The sequence below is a fragment of the Glycomyces sp. NPDC049804 genome (assembly GCF_040674615.1).
GTDB classification, from domain to species: domain Bacteria; phylum Actinomycetota; class Actinomycetes; order Mycobacteriales; family Micromonosporaceae; genus Glycomyces; species Glycomyces niveus.
Window position 1 is genome coordinate 380,555 of record NZ_JBFAMQ010000003.1, and the last position, 19,773, is coordinate 400,327.

General features: G+C 70.6%; 17 protein-coding genes, 1 tRNA gene and 2 pseudogenes. 13 read left to right on the top strand and 7 right to left on the bottom strand.

Annotated elements, in window-relative coordinates:
- The first annotated feature begins 66 nt into the window (after window positions 1-66).
- Together AB0K52_RS06505 and AB0K52_RS06510 are read left to right on the top strand one after the other, a co-directional pair.
- On the top strand, window positions 67-285 hold the full coding sequence (locus tag AB0K52_RS06505) for a hypothetical protein (protein ID WP_363527015.1): 219 nt from the start codon (window positions 67-69) through the stop codon (window positions 283-285).
- A gap of 89 nt (window positions 286-374) precedes the next feature.
- Window positions 375-833: pseudogene (locus AB0K52_RS06510) on the top strand (response regulator); the annotation flags it as partial.
- Between the two features lie 222 nt (window positions 834-1,055).
- Here the strand turns inward: AB0K52_RS06510 and bcp are convergent.
- Window positions 1,056-1,529, bottom strand: a complete 474-nt coding sequence (gene bcp / locus AB0K52_RS06515) for a thioredoxin-dependent thiol peroxidase (RefSeq protein WP_363527018.1) — start codon at window positions 1,527-1,529, stop codon at window positions 1,056-1,058.
- A gap of 254 nt (window positions 1,530-1,783) precedes the next feature.
- Between bcp and AB0K52_RS06520 the strand changes: the two genes are divergently transcribed.
- Genes AB0K52_RS06520 through AB0K52_RS06535 form a run of 4 tightly spaced genes read left to right on the top strand, consistent with a single transcriptional unit; the run spans window position 1,784 to window position 4,321 of the window.
- On the top strand, window positions 1,784-2,479 hold the full coding sequence (locus AB0K52_RS06520; protein WP_363527241.1) for an energy-coupling factor ABC transporter permease: 696 nt from the start codon (window positions 1,784-1,786) through the stop codon (window positions 2,477-2,479).
- Complete coding sequence (locus AB0K52_RS06525) at window positions 2,476-2,814, top strand: PDGLE domain-containing protein (RefSeq protein WP_363527021.1); 339 nt, start codon at window positions 2,476-2,478, stop codon at window positions 2,812-2,814. Before AB0K52_RS06520 ends, AB0K52_RS06525 begins: the two co-directional genes overlap by 4 nt.
- Window positions 2,811-3,572 carry a cobalt ECF transporter T component CbiQ gene (gene cbiQ / locus AB0K52_RS06530; RefSeq protein WP_363527024.1) on the top strand — a complete coding sequence of 254 codons (762 nt, stop codon included), beginning with the start codon at window positions 2,811-2,813 and terminating at the stop codon, window positions 3,570-3,572. The genes AB0K52_RS06525 and cbiQ overlap by 4 nt, the downstream gene beginning before the upstream one ends.
- Entirely contained in the window at window positions 3,569-4,321 is a 753-nt protein-coding gene (locus AB0K52_RS06535; protein ID WP_363527027.1) for an ABC transporter ATP-binding protein, read from the top strand. The genes cbiQ and AB0K52_RS06535 overlap by 4 nt, the downstream gene beginning before the upstream one ends.
- 148 nt (window positions 4,322-4,469) lie before the next feature.
- On the opposite strand, the gene AB0K52_RS06540 is transcribed toward AB0K52_RS06535, so the two are convergent.
- On the bottom strand, window positions 4,470-5,207 hold the full coding sequence (locus AB0K52_RS06540) for a thioredoxin domain-containing protein (RefSeq protein ID WP_363527030.1): 738 nt from the start codon (window positions 5,205-5,207) through the stop codon (window positions 4,470-4,472).
- Window positions 5,208-5,276: 69 nt separating this feature from the next.
- Between AB0K52_RS06540 and AB0K52_RS06545 the strand changes: the two genes are divergently transcribed.
- Window positions 5,277-6,938: a copper resistance protein CopC gene (locus AB0K52_RS06545; RefSeq protein ID WP_363527033.1), complete on the top strand. Its 1,662-nt coding sequence runs from the start codon at window positions 5,277-5,279 to the stop codon at window positions 6,936-6,938.
- 97 nt (window positions 6,939-7,035) lie between these two features.
- Here AB0K52_RS06545 and AB0K52_RS06550 read toward each other — a convergent pair whose 3' ends face one another.
- Window positions 7,036-7,893, bottom strand: a complete 858-nt coding sequence (locus AB0K52_RS06550) for a TatD family hydrolase (protein ID WP_363527036.1) — start codon at window positions 7,891-7,893, stop codon at window positions 7,036-7,038.
- Between the two features lie 493 nt (window positions 7,894-8,386).
- Here AB0K52_RS06550 and AB0K52_RS06555 point away from each other — a divergent pair, with 493 nt between their 5' ends.
- Complete coding sequence (locus AB0K52_RS06555; RefSeq protein WP_363527039.1) at window positions 8,387-9,511, top strand: hypothetical protein; 1,125 nt, start codon at window positions 8,387-8,389, stop codon at window positions 9,509-9,511.
- A gap of 47 nt (window positions 9,512-9,558) precedes the next feature.
- Here AB0K52_RS06555 and metG read toward each other — a convergent pair whose 3' ends face one another.
- Window positions 9,559-11,358, bottom strand: coding sequence for a methionine--tRNA ligase (gene metG, locus AB0K52_RS06560; RefSeq protein ID WP_363527042.1), 1,800 nt, complete (start codon window positions 11,356-11,358; stop codon window positions 9,559-9,561).
- 129 nt (window positions 11,359-11,487) lie between these two features.
- On the opposite strand from metG, the gene AB0K52_RS06565 reads away from it, so the two are divergent.
- From AB0K52_RS06565 to AB0K52_RS06580, 4 genes are all read left to right on the top strand, one after another.
- Window positions 11,488-12,237 carry a hypothetical protein gene (locus AB0K52_RS06565; RefSeq protein ID WP_363527045.1) on the top strand — a complete coding sequence of 250 codons (750 nt, stop codon included), beginning with the start codon at window positions 11,488-11,490 and terminating at the stop codon, window positions 12,235-12,237.
- 236 nt (window positions 12,238-12,473) lie between these two features.
- Window positions 12,474-14,615 (top strand): transglycosylase domain-containing protein, encoded by a 2,142-nt coding sequence (locus AB0K52_RS06570; protein ID WP_363527048.1) that lies wholly within the window; start codon window positions 12,474-12,476, stop codon window positions 14,613-14,615.
- A gap of 64 nt (window positions 14,616-14,679) precedes the next feature.
- On the top strand, window positions 14,680-16,245 hold the full coding sequence (locus AB0K52_RS06575; RefSeq protein ID WP_363527051.1) for a phospholipid carrier-dependent glycosyltransferase: 1,566 nt from the start codon (window positions 14,680-14,682) through the stop codon (window positions 16,243-16,245).
- Between the two features lie 76 nt (window positions 16,246-16,321).
- Window positions 16,322-16,397 (top strand) — tRNA-Ala (locus tag AB0K52_RS06580).
- A 613-nt stretch (window positions 16,398-17,010) separates the two neighbouring features.
- Here AB0K52_RS06580 and AB0K52_RS06585 read toward each other — a convergent pair.
- Window positions 17,011-17,823 (bottom strand): annotated as a pseudogene (locus AB0K52_RS06585) (recombinase family protein); the annotation flags it as partial.
- A 130-nt stretch (window positions 17,824-17,953) separates the two neighbouring features.
- Between AB0K52_RS06585 and AB0K52_RS06590 the strand changes: the two are divergent.
- Entirely contained in the window at window positions 17,954-18,508 is a 555-nt protein-coding gene (locus AB0K52_RS06590) for an HD domain-containing protein (RefSeq protein WP_363527244.1), read from the top strand.
- On the opposite strand, the gene AB0K52_RS06595 is transcribed toward AB0K52_RS06590, so the two are convergent.
- Complete coding sequence (locus AB0K52_RS06595; RefSeq protein ID WP_363527054.1) at window positions 18,496-18,966, bottom strand: NUDIX domain-containing protein; 471 nt, start codon at window positions 18,964-18,966, stop codon at window positions 18,496-18,498. The genes AB0K52_RS06590 and AB0K52_RS06595 overlap by 13 nt on opposite strands.
- Window positions 18,963-19,730, bottom strand: coding sequence for an XRE family transcriptional regulator (locus AB0K52_RS06600; protein ID WP_363527057.1), 768 nt, complete (start codon window positions 19,728-19,730; stop codon window positions 18,963-18,965). The genes AB0K52_RS06595 and AB0K52_RS06600 overlap by 4 nt, the downstream gene beginning before the upstream one ends.
- Between the last annotated feature and the right edge of the window lie 43 nt (window positions 19,731-19,773).

Here is a 19,773-nt window from a genome sequence, read left to right on the forward strand (position 1 = left end):
CGCCGCGTCCGGTCCGGTTCACCTCCGGTTCGCCTCCAGTACGCCTTCAGAGTGGACGGTCAATCCATGAACACTGCTGACACCGGTGCCGCCACCGACCTCGAACGGGTCGCCGCGCTCGCCCTCGCCGTCCAGCGGTCGGGGCTGCTCCCGCAGGAGGAGCAGGCGGCCCTCCTCGACCGGTACCGGCGCCTGCGCGAGCACGTGCTCCGCACCGGCGGCGCCGATACCGCCCGCCGCCTCCGCGAGATCGACGGCGCCGAACCCGCCCTCTCCCGCCCGTGACGCCCGTTCTTACCGATCTTTGAGCTGACGCCCAGCACCGCTGCGGCCCGCGCCGATAGGAATGGCCCGGCACAGCCGAAGGAGTCCTGGTGACCGAAGCGCCCGAACCCAAAGCCCGCGTCCTCGTCGGCGAGGAGAACATCGGCGCGCTCCTGTCCGCCACCCTCCGCCCCACCGGCTTCGAAGTCGAGGTCGCCCGCGACGCCGCCGGAGCGCTCCGCGCCGCCGCCCGCTTCGAACCCGACCTCGTCATCCTCGACGTCATGCTCCCCGACATGGGCGGCTTCCGAGTCGCCAAGCGCCTGCGCGCCGACCGCGACCGGCCCGTCCTCTTCCTCACCGCCCGCGACGCCGTGCGCGACCGCGTCACCGGCCTCACCGTCGGCGGCGACGACTACGCCACCAGGCCCTTCGACCTCGAAGCGGTCGTCCTGCGCGTCGAGGCCGTCCTGCGCCGCGCCAAAGCCCCTGCCTCGCCCGAGGACCGCGTGCTCCGCTGCGTCGACCTCGAACTCGACGAGACCGTGCACGAGGTCCGCCGGGCCGACACCGGGCCCGGGGTCGCCCCCGAGCACGCCGAAGGCGTCTTCGAGCGGTGGTACCGGGTCGATCAGGGCCGGGCCCGCGGCGCCGAAGGCGGCTCGGGGGCCGGGTCTGTCGATCGTCGCCGCCATCGTGGTGGGTCACGGCGGCTGCGTGCGCCTCAGCGAGACGCCCGGCGGGGCGGCGTTCCGGGTGGTCCTGCCGAGAGCCTGACCCGGAGCGGGCCGCTACTCCTCGAGGCCGAGCTGCTTCTTCAGGCGCGCGACGTGGCCGGTGGCCTTGACGTTGTACTGCGCGAGCTCGACGTCGCCCTGCTCGTCGATGACGAACGTGGAGCGGACGACGCCGACGATCGTGCGGCCGTAGTTCTTCTTCTCGCCCCAGGCGCCGTACTCCTCGAGCACCTTGTGCTCGGGGTCGGACAGGAGCGGGAAGGTCAGGCCGTCGCGCTCGACGAACTTGGCCAGCGCGTCCGGTTCGTCGGGGGAGATCCCGAGCACCGCGTAGCCGGCGGCCTGGAGGCCGGTGAGGCTGTCGCGGAAGTCGCAGGCCTCCTTGGTGCATCCGGGCGTCATGGCCTTCGGATAGGCGAACAGGATGACCTTGCGGCCCTGGAGGCTCGACAGGGTCACCGGGTCGCCGGTGTCGGTGGTCAGCGTGAAATCAGGCGCCGTCTCACCTGGCTGAAGTCGTACGTTCACAGGTGGCAACCCTACCGGCCGTCCCTGACAATCGCCTGGGAGCGCGCTTGACGGTCCCTGTTCGGCGGTGCGCCGGTTCCCGACACTCCCCGGTCCGGGTTGACGGCGACAGACCGGCTATTGCAAAATAATTGCAATAGCCTGACAGCGGGCTGTTGATTCCACGCGTGGGCGCCTTGCATCCGGCAGGGCGACCGCCACACCTCCCGGCCCCGCCCCCAGGCCCACAACCAGTCGAAAGGCGGCACTTGCCCGTGTCAGACCTGGCGCTGCACATCCCAGTGGACGTCGTCAACGGACCGACCTCCCTAGCGTTCGCGCTCCTCGCCGCCATCGCCGTCGGCGCCTGCGTCGTCGTGTCCCGCAGGCACCTCGACGAGCGGCTCGTGCCGCTCGCGGGCCTCGCCACGGCGTTCATCTTCGCCGCGCAGATGCTCAACTTCCCCGTCGCCGCCGGCGTCTCGGGGCACCTCCTCGGCGGCGCGCTCGCCGCCGCGCTCCTCGGCCCCTGGCTCGGGGCGCTGTGCGTCACCGTCGTCATCGTCATCCAGGCGCTCCTGTTCGCGGACGGGGCCGTCACGGCCCTGGGCCTGAACGTGGTGAACATGGCCGTGATCGCCGCGTTCACCGGGTACGGCGTGATCGTCCTGGCGCTCAAGGTCCTCCCGCGCACGCGCTTCGGCCTGGGGGTCGCGGTCTTCGCGGCCGCCGTGGTCAGCGTCGTGGCCGCCTCGGCCGGATTCCTCCTCCAGTTCTGGCTCGGCGGCGAAGAGGTCGGCCAGTCCTTCGGGGCCATGGCCGCCGCCATCCTCGGCACCCACGCGCTCATCGGCATCGGCGAAGGCGTCATCACCGCCGGCGCCGTCACCGCGGTGGCGGTCGCCCGCCCCGATCTCGTGCACGCCCTGCGCGGCACCCCGCTCGCCCGGACCGCGAAGGAGTCGGTGTGAAGACCAAACGTTTCTGGATCGCCGGCGTCGTCGTCACGCTGGTCCTCGCCGGGTTCGTGTCCCTGTTCGCCTCGGCCTCGCCCGACGGGCTCGAATCGGTGCTCCTCACCGGCTGCGAGACCGCCGACGGGGAGATCACCGGCGGCGCCTGCGTCCTCCAGGCCGCGGGCGACCACGAGATCGGCGGCGCCTTCGCCGACTACGGGATGTCGTTCCTCGACAACGAGATCCTCGGCGCGTCCCTCTCGGGCGTCCTCGGCGTCATCCTGACGCTCGCGATCGCGACGGGCCTGTTCCGGCTCCTGGCGCGCGGCAAGAAGCGCGAGCACGCGTGAACCCGGTCGACGGCCTCTACCGGCCGGGGAACTCACCGGTCCACCGGCTGCGGCCGCAGGTGAAGATCGTCGCGCTCGTCGCCTTCACCTGCGCCATCGCCGCCACCCCGCGAGAAGCCGTGTGGGCCTTCGGGGCCTACGCCCTGCTCATCGCCGGGCTGTTCGCGCTCGCGCGCGTCCCGCTCCGCTGGGTGCTCTCGCGCAGCCTGGTCGAATCGCCGTTCCTGGTGCTGGCCCTGGCGTTCCCGTTCATGGTCGAAGGCCCGGCGGTGCACCTCGGCTTCCTCACCGTCTCGGAACCGGGCCTGTGGGCCGGATGGAACCTGCTCGCGAAAGCCACGCTCGGCGTGTGGGCGGCCCTGGTCCTCGCCGCGACCACCCCGATCGCCGGGGTCCTGGCCGGGCTCTCGCGGCTGCGCTGCCCCGAGATCCTGCTCCAGATCACCGCCTTCGCGATCCGCTACGCGCACCTCACGGTGGCCGAGGTGACCCAGATGCGCCTGGCCCGCCTCGCCCGCTGCGACGACCCGCGCTTCCTGTGGCAGGCGGGTGCCCTCGCCCGCAGCCTCGGCGTCGTCTTCATCCGCTCCTTCGAACGCGGCGAACGCGTCTGGCAGGCCATGGCCGCCCGCGGCTACACCGGGCGGCTCCCACTTGACGTCGGCCCCGCGCCCGCCAGCGCCCTGCAATGGTCCGCCGCGCTCGCCGCCCCCGCCCTCGCGGCGGGCATCGCGGCCTGGACGGCGGTGATGGCATGAGCGCCTTGACGATCAGCGGCCTCGAGCACGTCTACCCGGACGGGCACCGCGCCCTCGACGGCGTCGACCTCCAAGTGGCCGAAGGCGAACGCGTCGCGATCCTCGGCCCCAACGGCGCCGGGAAGACCACGCTCATGCTCCACCTCGCCGGGCTCCTCACCGCCACCGCCGGAACCGTGTCGGTCGGGGAGGTCACGGTCGAGAGGAAGACCCTCGCCGAGATCCGCCGCCGCGTCGGCATCGTCTTCCAGAGCCCCGACGACCAGCTGTTCATGCCCACCGTCGCCGACGATGTGGGCTTCGGCCCCGCGAACCTCGGCCTGCGCGGGCCCGAACTCGCCGCGCGCGTCGCGGCCGCGCTCGCCGACGTGGGCCTGAGCGACCTCGCCGACCGGCCCCCGCACCACCTCTCGGTCGGCCAGCAGCGCCGCGCCGCCCTCGCCGGCGTCCTCGCCATGCGCCCCGACATCGTCGTCTGCGACGAGCCGAGCGCCAACCTCGACCCGGCCGCCCGCCGCGACCTCGCTGCGATCCTGCAGGCCACCGCGCCCACGCTGCTGCTCGTCACCCACGACCTGCCGTACGCGCTGCAGCTGTGCGAACGGGCCGTCATCCTCGACGCCGGGCGCGTCGCCGCCGACGGCCCCACCGCCGCGATCCTCGCCGACACCGAACTGCTGCAGCGGCACCGGCTCGAACTCCCCTTCGGCTTCTCCCTGGAGACCGCGCTGGCGGCGATGCGGGCGTAGCGAGGGACCGCAACCGCCCTCGAGACCCCGTCCCGCGGACCTCGCCCCCCGTCGAGGTTCGCGGGACGGCCTGCCCGGGCACACGTCGCCGCCGACGCCGGAGGGGCGCAGCCGCCAACGCGGCTGCGCCCCTGAACTTCTGCTTCGGTCAGCCCGCGTCGATCGCGGCCTGCACCTCGTCGGCGAACGCGGAGTTCTGGACCACTTCGCCGTTGACCTTCGCGGTCGGCGTCGCGGAGACGCCCTGGTCGCCGGTAGCGCTCGCGTTGCCCTCCTGGACCCAGCCGCGGTACCGCTCGTCCTCCACACAGGACTGCCAGGAGGCGTCGAGGCCGACGTCCTCGGTGCCGATCCGGATCAGCTCGTCGTCGCTCAGGCCTTCGCTGTTCTCGGCGGGCTGGTTCGCGTACAGCGCCAGCGTGTAGTCGAGGAACTGCTGCTCTCCGGCGTCGGCGGCGCACACGGCTGCGGCGGCCGAGCGGCTGGAGTACTCGGTGCCGTTGCTGAGGCGGTCGAGGATCGTGAGCGGGTGGTAGTTCACCGTCACCGTGCCGGCGTCGACCCACGACTGGATCTGCTCGGCGTAAGCGGACTCGAACTGGTTGCACGCGGGGCACATGTAGTCGATGTAGAGGTCGACCTCGACCGGGCCGTCCCCGATCTGCACGGCGTAGGTGTCCGTGGTCCGCGCGGCCGGGGTGTGCACCTCGTACTCGGGTTTGCTGTTCATCCAGATGCCCCAGACGAGGAGCCCCCCGATGAGCACCACGGCGGCGCCGATCGCCACTCCGAACACGATCTTCCGGCGCCGCGCCTCCGCCGCCTGCTGCTTGCGCAGCGCCTCGGCGGCCTGCCGCCGGTCGGTGTTCCGGTTCGACTTCCCCATGTGCCTCGCTCAGCCTTTCTCCGGTCCAACTCTCGATTCACGAAGCGGATTCGAGTACGCTCAGCGGCGATGCGATCCCGATCCAACGACCGCCGCCCCGCCGCGACAGCGACCCGCTTCGCCTGGTCGTCGCTCGCGGCGGCGCTCGTCGGCGCGCTCTTCGGCGCGCTGTGGGCCTCGGGGGCCTGGGCGCACGCCACGGCCACCAAGACCACGCCGGCCTCCGGGGCGCTCCTGGACGCGCCTGTGAGCGAAGTCGTCGTCGAGTTCAACGAACCAGTCACCCCCGTAGACGCGGCCACCGGCGTGGTGGCTCCCGATGGTGACCGAGCAGACACCGGGGTCTCGCAGAACGCCGAAGCGACCACGTTGACCATCGCGGTCGACGCCGACCAGGAGGGCACCTACCTCGTCGGATACCGGGTCGTCTCCCACGACGGCCACCCCGTCTCCGGCACCTTCACGTACTCCGTGGGCGTCGAGTCCGAGGCGCCGAGCGCCGAAGCGCTCACCGCCGGAACCGATCCGTTCGTGCAGGCGCTCCTCTACGGCAACCGCTGGTTCGGGTACGCGGGGCTCGCGCTCGCCCTCGGTGCCGGGATCTTCCTCGCGCTCGGCGCGCGTCCGCGCGAGGCCACCGCGAAGATGGCCGCGACCGGGCTCGCGGTCGTCGCCATGACCGCCGTGCTCGGGCTGCCGCTCCAGGCCGCCTACGAGACCGGGACCAGCGTCTCCGGCCTCGACGCGGTCGGGCTCCAGTCGGTCATGGAGTCCAACGTGGGCCTCGCCGGGCTCCTGCGGCTCCTGCTCGTGCTGCTCGCCCTGCCGCTCATGCGCACCGTCGTCACCGGCGACGAGGACCCGAAGCCGCCGCTCATCGCCGCGCTCGCCGGAGTCGGCATCGCGCTCGCCGCGACCTGGCCGCTCGCCGGGCACCCGATGGCGACCGAGCCGGTGCTCGTCGCGTTCGTCGCCGACCTCGTGCACCTCGCCGCCTCGATGGCGTGGGCGGGCGGGGTCCTCGCGATCCTGATCCTCGCCCTGCGCAAGGACACCGACATCCCCGACAAGGCCGCCGAGACCTGGATCGCCCTGGTGCCGTGGCTCGTCGCCAACGTGCTCGTCGCCGGCGTCGCCTCCGCGCTGCTCCACATCGACTCGATCGCGGCGCTCACGGACACCGCCTACGGGCGGCTCGTGATCCTCAAAGCCGCGCTGTTCCTCGCGATCCTCGGCGCGGGCCTGTTCACGCGGCGCGCGCTGCTGCGCCGCACGGAGGCCAAGCGGCGCTTGCGGGTCGCCGCCGGGGTCGAGCTCGTGTTCCTCGCGGCCGTGATGGCCGCCGTGACGGTGCTCGTGCAGGCGGTGCCCGCGAAGACCGCGCTGCTGGAGACCGAGACGAGCGAAGCGCAGTCCACCGAGACCGCCACGCTCGTCACCACCGACGTGTACTCGGCGCAGCTCGTGCTCGAACCGGGGCGGCCCGGCCCCAACAGCGTGCGCATCCTCGCCACCGACCTCGAAGGCGCGCCGTTCCCCGCCGTCGAGTGGACCGCTTCGTACGGGCCCGAAGGCGGCGAGGCCGAGGAGATGCCCCTCATCGAGCTGCGCACCGGCATCCTCGCGGGCGAGGTGAGTCTGCCCGACGAGGGCCGCTGGATCTTCACGTTCACGCTCACCGACGCCGAAGGGAACTCGGCGACCGCCGAAGCGGCCGTCGACGTCAGCTGATCACCGCTCGAGGGTGCCGCTGTCCGGCTGCGCTACCGCTCGAGGGTGCCGCTGTCCGGCTGCGCTACCACTCGCCGAATGCCGCTGTCCGGCTGCGCTACCACTCGCCGAATGCCGCCTCGGTGTTGGCCCACAGCCGCTCGCACCAGGCCTCGAGGTCGCGGCCGAGGTGCTCGGCGAGGAAGCGGGCCGTGTAGTTCACGAGCGCCGGGTGGTTCCGGTGGCCGCGCACCGGTATCGGGGCCATGAACGGCGCGTCGGTCTCGACGAGGACCAGCTCCGGCGGGGCCACCGTGGCGGCGTCGCGCAGGTGCTGGGCGTTCTTGAAGGTCACGTTCCCGGCGAAGCTCATGAAGAACCCGCGGCGCGCGCACTCCTTCGCGAACGCGAAGTCGCCCGAGAAGCAGTGCAGGACGACGCGGTCGGGCGCGCCGTCGGCGTCGAGGATCGACAGCACGTCCTCGTGGGCGTCGCGGTCGTGGATGACGAGGGTCTTGCCGCGCTGCTTCGCGATCTCGATGTGCGCGCGGAACGAGCGCTGCTGGGCGGCGCGCCCGGACTCGTCGGTGCGGAAGTAGTCGAGGCCGGTCTCGCCGAGGGCCGCGACGCGGGGGAGCGCGGCGACCGCGTCGATCGCGGCCAGCGCCTCGTCGAGGTCGGCCTGGCGGGGCGCGTCGTTCGGGTGCAGCGCCGCGGCCGCGAGCACCCGCGGGTCGACCGCGGCGAGCGCGGCGGCCCAGCGGGACGACTCGACGTCGGTGCCGACCTGCACCACCCGCGCGACCCCCACGGACTCGGCCTCGTCGAGGCGGGCCCGCACCTCGGGCGCGTCGGGCGCGGGCACCGGGAGGTCCTCCTCGGCGCCGAAGACGTCGACGAGGTCGAAATGGGTGTGGCTGTCGGCGACGGGATGCGGCAGCGGCTCGGGCAGCGGCGCGGGTTCGGATCGGTACACGCCTCAACGATGCCACGCCGCGGCACGGGCGCCGTCACCAGCGCGGCCCGCCTCGATGCCGACTCGATCGGGTGAACCCGCGCCGCGCTCGCCGGTTCCGCGGCCGTTCTTGTCGGTGGGGCGCGGGAGGATCGCCGATACCTTCTTTCCCCTCCAGTGGTGGGTGGGGGTTCGGGACGGCAGGGGTTCGGGACGGCAACCGCGCGGCCGCTTCACGAGCGCACTTCGCGCCAACCGCTACCCGACGCGTTGCGCACGTAATGCCGCCGACGTAACATCTTCTTCATTTTCCGGACATCCACGCCTGACACGGCGCGCTTACGTTGGCGGACAGTCGAACCACCGCCTGTGGACAAGCCACTACCGTCCGACCACAGCGCATCCGCAAGGATGGCGCCTCCACCACGACAGTGCCTCCACACCGACACTGCATCCACAACGACAACGCCGTCGCACCCGCCGTCGCATCCGCGCAAGACGAATCGAGACGCACATGACCCGCGACCTCGCGTCCCGCCGCAACCGCGCCGCAGCGCTCCAGCAACGCCGCCCCGCCGTCCCGGCCGAACCGACGCAACAGCCCGAAACCCTCGTCACCGTCGAATGGCGCGGCGAGAAGTACCCCGGCCTCCCCTGCGCCGACGGCGCCGCCTGGGAGCTGTTCTCCGCGCTCCCGCGCCCCGACTTCCTCCCCAACCCCCGCCCCGGCAGCGACTACCCCTACCGCCACTTCGCGCACGCCGGCGAGGTCCTGCGCGACGGCGTCCCCGTTGCCGTCGCCGACGACCGCTCCCTCACCGTGCCCCTCGCGCCCGGCCTCGACCTCGAGTACGTCCGCAGGCTCACCCAGACCCCGCACCTCGACCCGGCGGCGCGGGTCCTCCTCGACCGCGTCCGCCGCTCCGCCGCGGTCGCCCCGGGCGAGCTCATGGAGCGTCCCGTCACCGCCCCGCAGATCGCCCGCCTCATGGAGACCGCCGCCGTCCCCGGCGGCTTCTGCTACCGCCGCTGGGACATCGCGCACCTGCGCACCCCCGCGGCGCGCTCGGTCCTCGGCGGCGAGACCGAGCCGGGCGACCCGTGGGTGTTCGCACTGCGCTGGCCCGCAGCGGATCCCTGGGACTACCAGGCGCCCGTCGCGCCCGAGTACGAAGGCCTGACGGCGATGCCGTCCTCCGACCGGCGCGGCATGCCCGTCCTCGGCACCGGGTTCGCGATCTCGACCGCGCACCTCCTTCCCGAGCACGTCACCGCCGACCTCACCGACCTGCCGCTCCCCGAGGGCGCGCGCCTGCTCGCCTACACCGAGCAGGGCGCCGAGCTCGAGCTGTTCGCCTACGGCGGGCAGCAGTGGTCGCCGCTCACCCTCGAACGGCGCGTCGACATCCCGGGCGTCGAGCAGGGCCGCGTCCACCAGGTGCGGCGCGTGCTGCGCGAGGCGAATCACGTCGTCTGGAAGGGCGTGCCAGGGTCTCTTGTGGACGCCGACGACGACTGGGCCCGGTTCCGCCTCTCCCGCCCCAGCCCGGATGTCCTGTCCCGCACCGGGGCCGAGGCCGTGCGCCGCGGCGTCTACGAGAAGTGGGTCGAGCGCGGCGACGTCGCCCCCGCGATCTGAGGCAACGGAAAAGGGCCTGGCGGATGCCAGGCCCTTCCGTTCGCGTCCTAAGCGTTCAGGCGCTCGATCTCCTCGTCCACGATGGACGGCTCGAGCTTCGTGAACACCGGGGTCGGCTTCTCCAGCACCGTGCCCGGCACCAGCGGCACGGACTCCCACTTCGGGGTGGCCGAGTAGTCGCCGGTGAGGATCGGGTACGGCCCGGCGGTCGCGCCGCCCTCGTCCAGGTCCGCGACCTCCTCGATGTGCGGCATCGGCGCGAACACGCCCTCGCCGCCGAGCAGCTCGTGCACCCGCTGCGAGGAGTGCGGCAGGAACGGGCTCATGACGGTCTTCAGGTCCGACACCGCCTGCAGCACCGTGTAGAGGACCGTGCCCTGGCGCTTCGGGTCCTCCTTCATCTTCCACGGCGCGGTGTCCGCGAGGTACTTGTTCGCCGCCGCGACCGCCTTCATGGCCTCGCCGATGCCGGCGCGGACCTTGTTGGCGCCGATGAGGTCGCCCACGGTGTCGAACGCGGCCCGCGTCGTCGCCAGCAGCTCCCGGTCGACGTCCTCGAGCTCGCCCGGCTCCGGCACGGCCCCGAAGTTCTTCGCGGCCATGGCGATCGAGCGGTTCACCAGGTTGCCCCAGCCCGCCACCAGCTCGTCGTTGTTGCGGCGCAGGAACTCCGCCCACGTGAAGTCCGAGTCCTGGTTCTCCGGGCCCGCCGCGCAGATGTAGTAGCGCAGCGCGTCGGGGGAGTACCGCTCCAGGAAGTCGCGCACGTAGATCACGACGCGGCGCGAGGACGAGAACTGCTTGCCCTCCATCGTCAGGAACTCCGACGAGACGACCTCGGTCGGCAGGTTCAGCTTCCCGAGCGGGCCCGGCTCGCCGCCGCCCGCGCCCTCGCCGTTGGCGCCCAGCAGCATCGCCGGCCAGATCTCGGAGTGGAAGACGATGTTGTCCTTGCCCATGAAGTAGTAGGACACCGCCTCCGGGTCCTGCCACCACAGCTTCCACGCGTCCGGGTCGCCCGAGCGCCGCGCCCACTCGATCGTCGCGCTCAGATAGCCGATCACCGCGTCGAACCACACGTACAGGCGCTTGTCCGGCCTATCGATCCAGCCCTCGAGCGGGATCGGCACGCCCCAGTCCAGGTCGCGCGAGATCGGGCGCGGGTGCATCTCGTCGAGCAGGTTCTTGGTGAACCGCAGGACGTTCGTGCGCCAGCCGGTGCGGGTGTCGAGCCACGCGTGCAGCGCGTCCGCGAACGCCGGCAGGTCCAGGAAGAAGTGGTCCTCCTCCACGAACTTCGGCGTCTCGCCGTTGATCCGCGACTTCGGGTCGATGAGGTCGGTCGGGTCGAGCTGGCGGCCGCAGTTGTCGCACTGGTCGCCGCGCGCCGAGTCGAACCCGCAGTGCGGGCAGGTGCCCTCGATGTACCGGTCCGGCAGCGTCCGGCCCGTCGACGGACTGATCGCCCCGAGCGTCTTCTGCTGCAGGATGTACCCGTTCGCGTGCAGGGTGGTGAACAGCTCCTGCACGGTCTTGTAGTGGTTCCCGGTCGTGGTGCGGGTGAACAGGTCGTACGAGAGGCCCAGCGCGTCCAGGTCCTCGACGATGACCCGGTTGTACTTCGCGGCGGCCTCGGCGGCCTTGAGCCCCTCCGAGTCGGCCTGCACCAGGATCGGCGTGCCGTGCTCGTCGGTCCCGGAGACCATGAGCACGTCGTGACCGCGCATGCGCATGTAGCGGGCGAAGACGTCGGCGGGGACCCCGAATCCTGCTACATGGCCGATGTGGCGCGGACCGTTGGCGTAAGGCCAGGCCAGCGCGGTCAATACATGAGTCATGCGCCCCATGTTAACGGTCCGAATATCAGGACCGGCACTGTCCGGGGCCTCCTGCAGCGCCGGTCTCGCCCCCACCCGACACGGCGATCCGTCCCCGATTGCGCCCCCGTCGGAGGATTCGGTGATGCAATAACCGTTATGTCTGGAACAAACCGCGCGGTCGATCCCCAGCAGCCCGCCTCCTCCGAGACGCCGGACGCGAACGCGCCCGTTCCCGAGCTGCCCGCCGCGTACGGCACCGTCGGGGACTACGGGTGGGACCCGGCCCCCGAGCCCGCCCCCCGCCCCGTATCGCAGCGCGGCCCGCTCGGCTCCCAGGCCGACGGCATGGCCGCGATCCGGGCCGTCTGGGAGCGGGCCGCCGAGACCGAGCGCCGCCGCCCCGCCAAGCCCGGCCGGCCCCAGCGCCGCCGCGAGCCCAAGGCGTTCGCGCCCGCGCTCCTGGGCATCCTCGTCTGCGCGTGCCTGCTCATGTTCTTCGCCTGGACCGCCGCCCCCGCCCTGTGGATCTCGGTGGGCCACTACGAGTACGGCACCGTCACCGTCACCTCCTGCCAGGACGGGTTCGCGCCCGCCTGCACCGGCCGCTTCGAAGCCGACGGCTGGGCCAAGGACCTCCACCTCACCGGCGAAGTCGACGCCGCCGACGTCGGCGCCACCCTGTTCGCCCGGTCCACCGGCCCCGACGCGCACAGCGCCTACGTCGGCGAGACCGCCGGGCTGCTGCTGCGCTGGGCGCCCTCGCTCGTGCTGTTCATGGCCGTCGCGTTCGCCCTCGTGGGCGTCTCGGGCGCCACGAGGCTCTACGAAGGACGCTCGGGCGCGATCGGCCTGTGCTGGGCCTTCGCCGGGGCGGTGCTCGCGGCGGCCCTCGCGTTCGCCTGGTGAGCAGACCGGTTGTCCGTCGCGCGCGATAGCAGCCCTGACACCCTGTGTGCGGGCGGCGCGCGAGCCCGGGACGGGTTGTAATGACGCCCACCCGGATCGCCAGCCGCCTCCGCCCGCGAGGCGCGGCGTCGTAGAGTGAACCCGCCCCCGGAACTCCGCCTGAAATGGCGCTACGGCGCGCCCATTTGAGAATTGACCGTATCCTTCCCCGGCTTCGGGGCTCTTCGGGAGACAGCGTGAGTGCATCTTCGAAACCGGTGGCGCAGACCTGGTTCGGACCCATCACCGCAGTGCAGCGACGCGCGATGTTCGCGCTGGTGCCGGTGGCGGTCGCCTTCGGTCTCGTCGTCGGCCTCGCCTTCCTGCCGGTGACGAGCGCCTTCGGCGGCCTCGCCAAGGTCGGCTCCGAGACCGTGCTCGAACTCCCCGACGAGCTCGTCCTCCCGCCCGCGCCCGAGTCCTCGACCCTGTACGCCTCCGACGGCACGACCGTGATCGCCACCTTCGGCGACCAGTACCGCGTGCAGCTCGAGTTCGACCAGATCCCCGAGTCCGTCGTGAACGCGCTCGTCGCCACCGAGGACTCGAACTTCTTCGAGCACAACGGCGTCGACCCCGAAGGCGTCATGCGCGCGCTCGTCACCAACCTCGCCGACGGCGGCACCTCCGAGGGCGCCTCGACGATCACCATGCAGTACGTGCGGCAGGTCCTCTCCTACACCGCGACCACGCCCGACGAGGTCGCCGCCGCCAGCGAGGTCACCATCGACCGCAAGGTCAAGGAGATGGGGTACGCGCTGGCGCTCGAAGAGGAGATGACCAAGCAGGAGATCCTCACCAACTACCTCAACACCGTGTACTTCGGCAACGGCGCGTACGGGATCGGCGCGGCCGCGCAGGTCTACTACGGGAAGGTCCCGGCGGACCTGACCACCGCCGAGTCGGCGATGCTGGTGGGCCTGATCCAGTCGCCGTCGAACTACGACCCGATCAACGGCTCGTCGGAGGCCGCGCAGGTCCGCCGCGACCACGTGATCAACCGGATGGTCGACGTCGGGTTCCTCACGGGCGCCGAGGGCGACGAGGCGAGGGCCGAGGGCCTGAACCTCAACCCGCAGGACGCGAACAACACCATGGGCGGGGCGATCGACTCCGACTACGGGTTCTTCGTCGACTACTTCGAGCAGTGGTGGAACCAGCAGGAGGACTTCGGCGACTCCGAGGCGGTCCGCAAGGCCCGCCTCTACCGGGGCGGCTACCAGATCGTCTCGACCCTCGACGTGGACCTGCAGGACGCGGCGCAGGAGGCGGTCGAGCGGCAGAAGGAGATGGGCTCCGAGTACGCGCTCGGTTCCGTGGTGGTCGAGCCGGGGACCGGCGGCATCCAGGTGATGGCCGTGAACCGCATCTACTCGAACGACACCTCCGGCAACGGCCCGAACACCTCGAACCCCGAGTACAAGGGCTCGTACCCGAGCACCACGAACCCGCTGCTGAGCGGCAACTCGGCGGTGCCGGGATACCAGGCGGGCTCGTCGTTCAAGATGTTCACGATGCTCGCGGCGCTCGAAGAGGGCCTGCCGCTGGATACGACGATCTACTCGCCGTACCAGTACACGTCGCAGTACGTGGTGGGCGACGGCGCGGCCTCGTGCGGGAACTACTGGTGCCCGAAGAACGCCTCGAAGTCGGAGCAGGGGGACTACAACATGTGGACCGGCTTCGGGGAGTCGGTGAACACGTACTTCGTGCAGCTGGCCGAGCGGATCGGCGTCGAGAAGGCCATCAACGTGGCCGAGCGGCTGGGCATCAAGTTCCGGTCCCAGGAGGACCTGAACCTGGTGACGAACAGCCCGGAGACGTACGGGCCGTTCGTCCTCGGCGTCACGCAGACCACGCCGCTCGACATGGCCGCGGCGTACGCGGCGCTCCCGGCGGACGGCGTGTACTGCCCGCCGATCCCGGCGTCGAGCGCGACCACGCTGACCGGTGAGACGATCCCGTTCGAGTCGGCGTGCGACCAGGCCGTGAGCGTGGAGGTCGCCCGCGCCGCGGTGGACGCGGCCCGCTGCCCGACCGAGTACGGCGCGGCGGCCGGGAACTGCACGTGGGGCACGGCCCCGCAGGTCGGCGCGGAGGTCGACGGCCCGGTCGCGGGCAAGACCGGCACCACCGACTCCAACTCCACCAACTGGTTCGTGGGCTTCACCCCGAACGCGGCCGCCGCGGCGTTCATCGCCGACCCGGACAGCCCGCAGAACCTCGTCGGCAAGGGCAACCTCGGCAAGCCCGCGAACGCGGTCGCCGAGATCCTGGCCGCGCAATGGGACATGAACGGCGAAGGCGACTTCACGCCTCCCACGGAACTCGTGCACTGACGACCGGACACTAGGGCCTGACGCGACTCGCCACGAGGGGCGCTCAGGCCCTAGACTCATCCCGGTGAGCGCCACCGCAGTCCGGCCCGAGCAGCCGCCCGCCGCCTGGCGGCCGACGCCGCTCCCCGGCCCCCTCCCCGCCGTCCGGGCCCGCCTCGCGAGCACCCTGCCGGGCGACCGCCGCCGCGCCCTCTGGGTGACCCTCGGGGTCACCGGGATCGCCGCGGTGCTGCGCCTGATCGGCCTGGACCACCCCAAGGGCCTGATCTTCGACGAGGTCTACTACGCGCAGGACGCGCACTCGATGCTCTCCCACGGCGTCGAGTGGGACCCGGGCGCGGACGGCTCCTCGTACGTCGCGCACCCGCCGTTCGGCAAGTGGCTCATCGGCCTCGGCGAATGGGCGTTCGGCTACGACGAGGTCGGCTGGCGCATCGCCGCCGCGGCCGCCGGGATCATCGGCGTCGCGATCCTCGTGCGGCTCATGCGCCGCCTCACCGGCTCGACCCTCCTCGGCGGCACCGCGGGCCTCCTACTCGCCGTCGAAGGCAGCCACCTCGTGCTCTCCCGCACGTCCCTGCTCGACATCTTCATCGCCACGCTCCTCCTCGCCGCCATGTACTGCCTGGTGCGCGACCGCGACTGGCGCCGCGCCGGCTGGCTCGCCGCGATCGAGGACGGCCTCGACGCCTCGCGCCGCCGCCCCCGCCTCGGCCCCGCGTGGTGGCGCATCGCGTGCGCGGTACTCCTCGGCCTCGCCATGGCCACCAAGTGGAGCGCCCTCTGGTACATCGTCATCGTGATCGTGCTGTTCGTCGTGTGGGACTGGCGGCTGCGCGCCGACGCGGGCGCCCGCAAGCCCTTCCGGGACACGATCATCTACGAGTTCTTCCAGAACCTGTGGTTCGGGCTCCTCGCGATCGGCGTCTACACGCTCTCGTGGACCGGCTGGTTCCTCAACGACACCGGCTCCTACCGCCACTGGCTCGCCGACCAGGGCCGGGCCGAGCCGCCCGTCATCGGCGCGCTCACCAACTGGATGCAGTACCACTTCAGCGTCCTCGAGTTCCACGAAGGCCTCTCCTCCGAGCACGCCTACCAGTCGGCGCCGTGGCAGTGGCTGTTCGACCTGCGGCCCGTGGTCTTCTACTGGAGCTCCGACGTCGACTGCGGCACGAGCGACTGCGCCGCCGAAGTGCTCCTCCTCGGCACCCCGCTGCTGTGGTGGGCGTTCGTGCCCGCGGCGCTCGCCCTCCTCGTGTGGGCGCTGCACAGGCGCGACTGGCGCGCCTGGTTCCTCCTCGCCGGGCTCGGCGCGGGCATCCTCCCGTGGTTCATGTACCCCGACCGGACGATGTTCTTCTTCTACACCGCCCCCGCCGTCCCGTTCTTCATCGGCGCGGTCACGTGGTGCCTCGGCCTCATCATCGGCCGCACCGACCTGCGCCGCCGCGACGCCGGCCTGCCGTCCCTCGGCTCACCGGAGCGCCGCCTCACCGGCGCGCTCATCGCCGGGGCCTTCGTGGCCGTCGTCGTCCTGTGCTTCGCCTACTTCTGGCCGATCTACACCGGCGAGGCCGTCCCCCGCGACGAATGGCACGCCCGCATGTGGCTCGACTCCTGGATCTGACCGCCGCGAACGAGACCCGGCCCACACGGCACCCTCGCGGCGCCCGCGCGCCGCTGTGCTAATCTTGTCGCCGCAAGGGGCTTTGGCGCAGTTGGTAGCGCGTTTCGTTCGCAATGAAAAGGTCAGGGGTTCGAATCCCCTAAGCTCCACCAAAGGGTTCTTACTTGAACCCTGACCCATAGGAAGAACGGCATCAGCCTCCGGGCAGGTGCCGTTTCGCCGTTCCCGGTCCCGGAACGCGATGAGCGGCGCGATGCTGGCAGTGGCCGCGCCTTGGCTGATCTGGGGATGCTGGTCGGCGTCGGTATCGACATGCAGCCGGGTGAAGCAGATCGAGTTGAGCGTCTGCCGGTCCTCGTCTGCCAGGGACTCATACAGCCGCCTCGGATCCGACAGGAGCTCCAGGAACGGGGCGATGAGGGCTGCGGCCTGGTCGAGTCGCGGCAGGTCGGTGTCGGCCAGCTGGGCGTCGATCGCTTCGCGTAGCGCGGCGATGTCGCGGATCTTGGCGGTGAGCTTCTCGGTGGGCCAGTCGGGGTCGCCGAGCAAGTCCAGGATCTGGTCCTCCAGGGCGTCGAGTCGGGTGCGTTCGCGTTTGAGGTTGCGACGCAGAGTCTGCGCTGTCCGCTCATCGGTTCGGGCGACCTGCTCGAGCCCGTTCCTGGTCCGGCTCGCTTCGTCGGGGGTGAGCGCGATGGTGGCGTAGTGGGCGCTCACTGCGGTCTCGATGTCGGTGACGGCGAACCGGGGCAGGTCGCAGGTGCCGTTCTCGTTGCGGCCCATGCACAGGTAGTAGAAGTACAGCCGCCCGGTCTTGGACTTGGCGCGCTCGACGATCAAGCGGCGCCCGCAGCGCCCGCACCAGACGAGGCCTTTGAGGTAGTGGTCCCACTTGCGTTCACGCACGCCCGCGCCGCGCTGCTCGGTGAGCACGGTCTGGACCTTGTCGAACAGGGCTCGGTCGATGAGGGCTTCGTGCCGGCCGGGGTAGGCGACGCCGTTGAAGGTGACCGTGCCGAGGTAGTACGGGTCAATGAGGATCTGCCCGATCTTGTGGATCGAGACGGCGGTCCCGGCCGGGTGCTTACGAGTGGGCCGGGTCTTGAGCCCGGCGGCGGTGGCGATGGCGCGGAGTTCCTTGAACGAGCGCTGACCGGTCGCATACCGCTCGAACAGCGTCTTGACGAGCGGGGCGCGTTCGGGATCGAGGGCGACCGTGCGAACCTCGCGGCCCTCAATCATCTCCCGGACGTTCAGGTACCCGAGGGGCGCCCGCCCTGGCGTGCCTCCGCGTGCGGCTTTGGCTTCCATCTTGTAGGCGATGTCCTGCCCGGAGACGCGGGACTGGTATTCGTTGAACCCGTCGACCATGTGCGCCATGAGATCGCCGGTGGGCGAGTCATCGGTCGGGTCCTTCACCGACAGGATCGCGACGCCGAGGCCGCGGAGTTCGCGTTTGGCCCGAGTACATAAGTTGCCCCACCATTCGGCTCTGCGCGAGCGCCTCTCCCATCTAGCCCGGCACCCTAAATGACCTGGACCTCTAGCTGTCACGAACGTTTGGTGACAGGGCGGCATCTCTCCCGGCACCTGGATGGCCGGTGAGATGCCGGGTCAGGCGCTGGGGCAAACCTCCGGGTGGAACGGCCACTGTCACAGACCTTGGCTCGACCATCCGGATCGATAGGATTGTCGAGTGCAGTCGAGCATGGTCAGCAGTGCGCGCGCTCTCGCGGAGCGGAAGCTCAGCGAGGCGTTGCCTCGACGATGGCGACATGTTCAAGCGGTGACCGCCAAGGCCGAACGGCTTTCCCTAGCGCTCCGTATCCAGCAGGATCGCGAGGTGCTTGTCGCGTCCGCAGCGCTTCATGACATCGGTTATGCCCCCTCGATCGATGCGACTGGATTCCATCCATTGGATGGGGCGCGTTGGCTTCGCGAGATCGGGTTCAACGACCGGGTGGCCGCGTTGGTCGCCCACCACACCAATGCGCTTGCTGAAGCCGAACAGCGCGGTCTCGACAAGGAGTTGTCCGGGGAGTTTGACCGTGAGGCCTCGCCCGTGGCGGACCTGCTTTGGTACTGCGACCTCACGACCGGCCCTGACGGACAGGCCTTCACTGTCGAGGAGCGGATCGCTGAGGTCAAGGAACGATATGAGCCTGGGTCGGTCGTCTACGAGTTCATCGCTGGCAGTGCCAGCGTGTTCGCAGAGGTAGCGAAACGAGTCGAATCAGTGTTGCCACCAGCTCAGCCGATGTAGGGCTCAGCATCGCCGGCGAATCCGTGCTCGATCCGGAGCCGCATCGACGGGTTAATCGGAAGAGTGTCAAGCTCATCTACGCCAAGCCAGGCAACCTGGATCGACTCGTCGCTCGTAGCGAGCGTTCCACCGACTGGTTTGGCACGGAAGGAGATCGAGAACTGCTGCCGGACCTCGCCGTCGCTGTATTCGATCAAGTGACCGGGGTCGGTGTAGAGGCCGATGACGCCGGTGACCTCGATGTCCAGGCCGGTTTCTTCCTTCGTCTCGCGGACGGCGGTGTCGGCGATCCGCTCACCCAGGTCGTGGCCCCCGCCGGGTAGGGCCCAGTCGCCGTTGTCCGAGCGCTGGATGAGCAGAACCCGGCCTTCGTCATCGGTCACGAACGCGACTGTCGAGGGCACGACGCTGTTCGGCTCGGGGGCATCGGGGTTGTTGATGTGGTCGATGCGGCTCATGGCCTTACCTTGCCATGGTCACCGGTCCAGGCGTCGCGTGAAGCGGTCCAGACTCGGTCGAAGCTGTCGGCGTAGGAGTTGAACAGAGTGCCGCCGGCGAGTCGGCGCAGGTGCATGACCGGCGCGTGCGCTGCCGGAAAGCCGTAGACGTGGGTGTTGACCAGCATCTCGTCGTCATAGCGGTAGATGCTGTTGTACAGCGTCGAGGTGTGGAAGCCAATGAATACGCCTTCAGTGCCTCTGAGCTTTTCGTAGAACGCCAGGACATTGCGGATCTTCGCAGCGAGCGCGTCGCCGATGCCCTCCTCACGGCCGCGGACCGCTACAGCTTCACAGTCAGGATCTCCGAGCAGGACCGTGATCTTGGTGCCCGCTTGGGCTTTGCGCTGCAGCGCCTCGATCAGGTGCGGATCATGCTCGGGTAGGAACAGCCCGGAGTAGACCAGGATGCCGATCCGCTCGGTGGCGTTGTCGAACAAGCGCCGCCACAGCTCCGACGGCACTTGAAAGCGGCGCGGGTAGGTCCGGATCGCCTCGGATTCCGACACACGCGCTTGCCGCTCGGCGGTATCGATATTGGGCCACAGATACTCCTCGGCCTCGTCCAGCATCGCGGCAATGGCGGATCGGTGCCGCGGATAGGGAGTGCGGCCGGTACTGATCCACCGCCTCACGGTCTTGGCATCGACCTCCAGCTCATCAGCCAGGGACTCCGGTGTCAGCCCGGACGCTTGCAGGGCATCCTTCAATCGTTCATTCGGCATGAGCACTCCCAATCGGGGACGACTTCGATGCTTGAGGACGTCT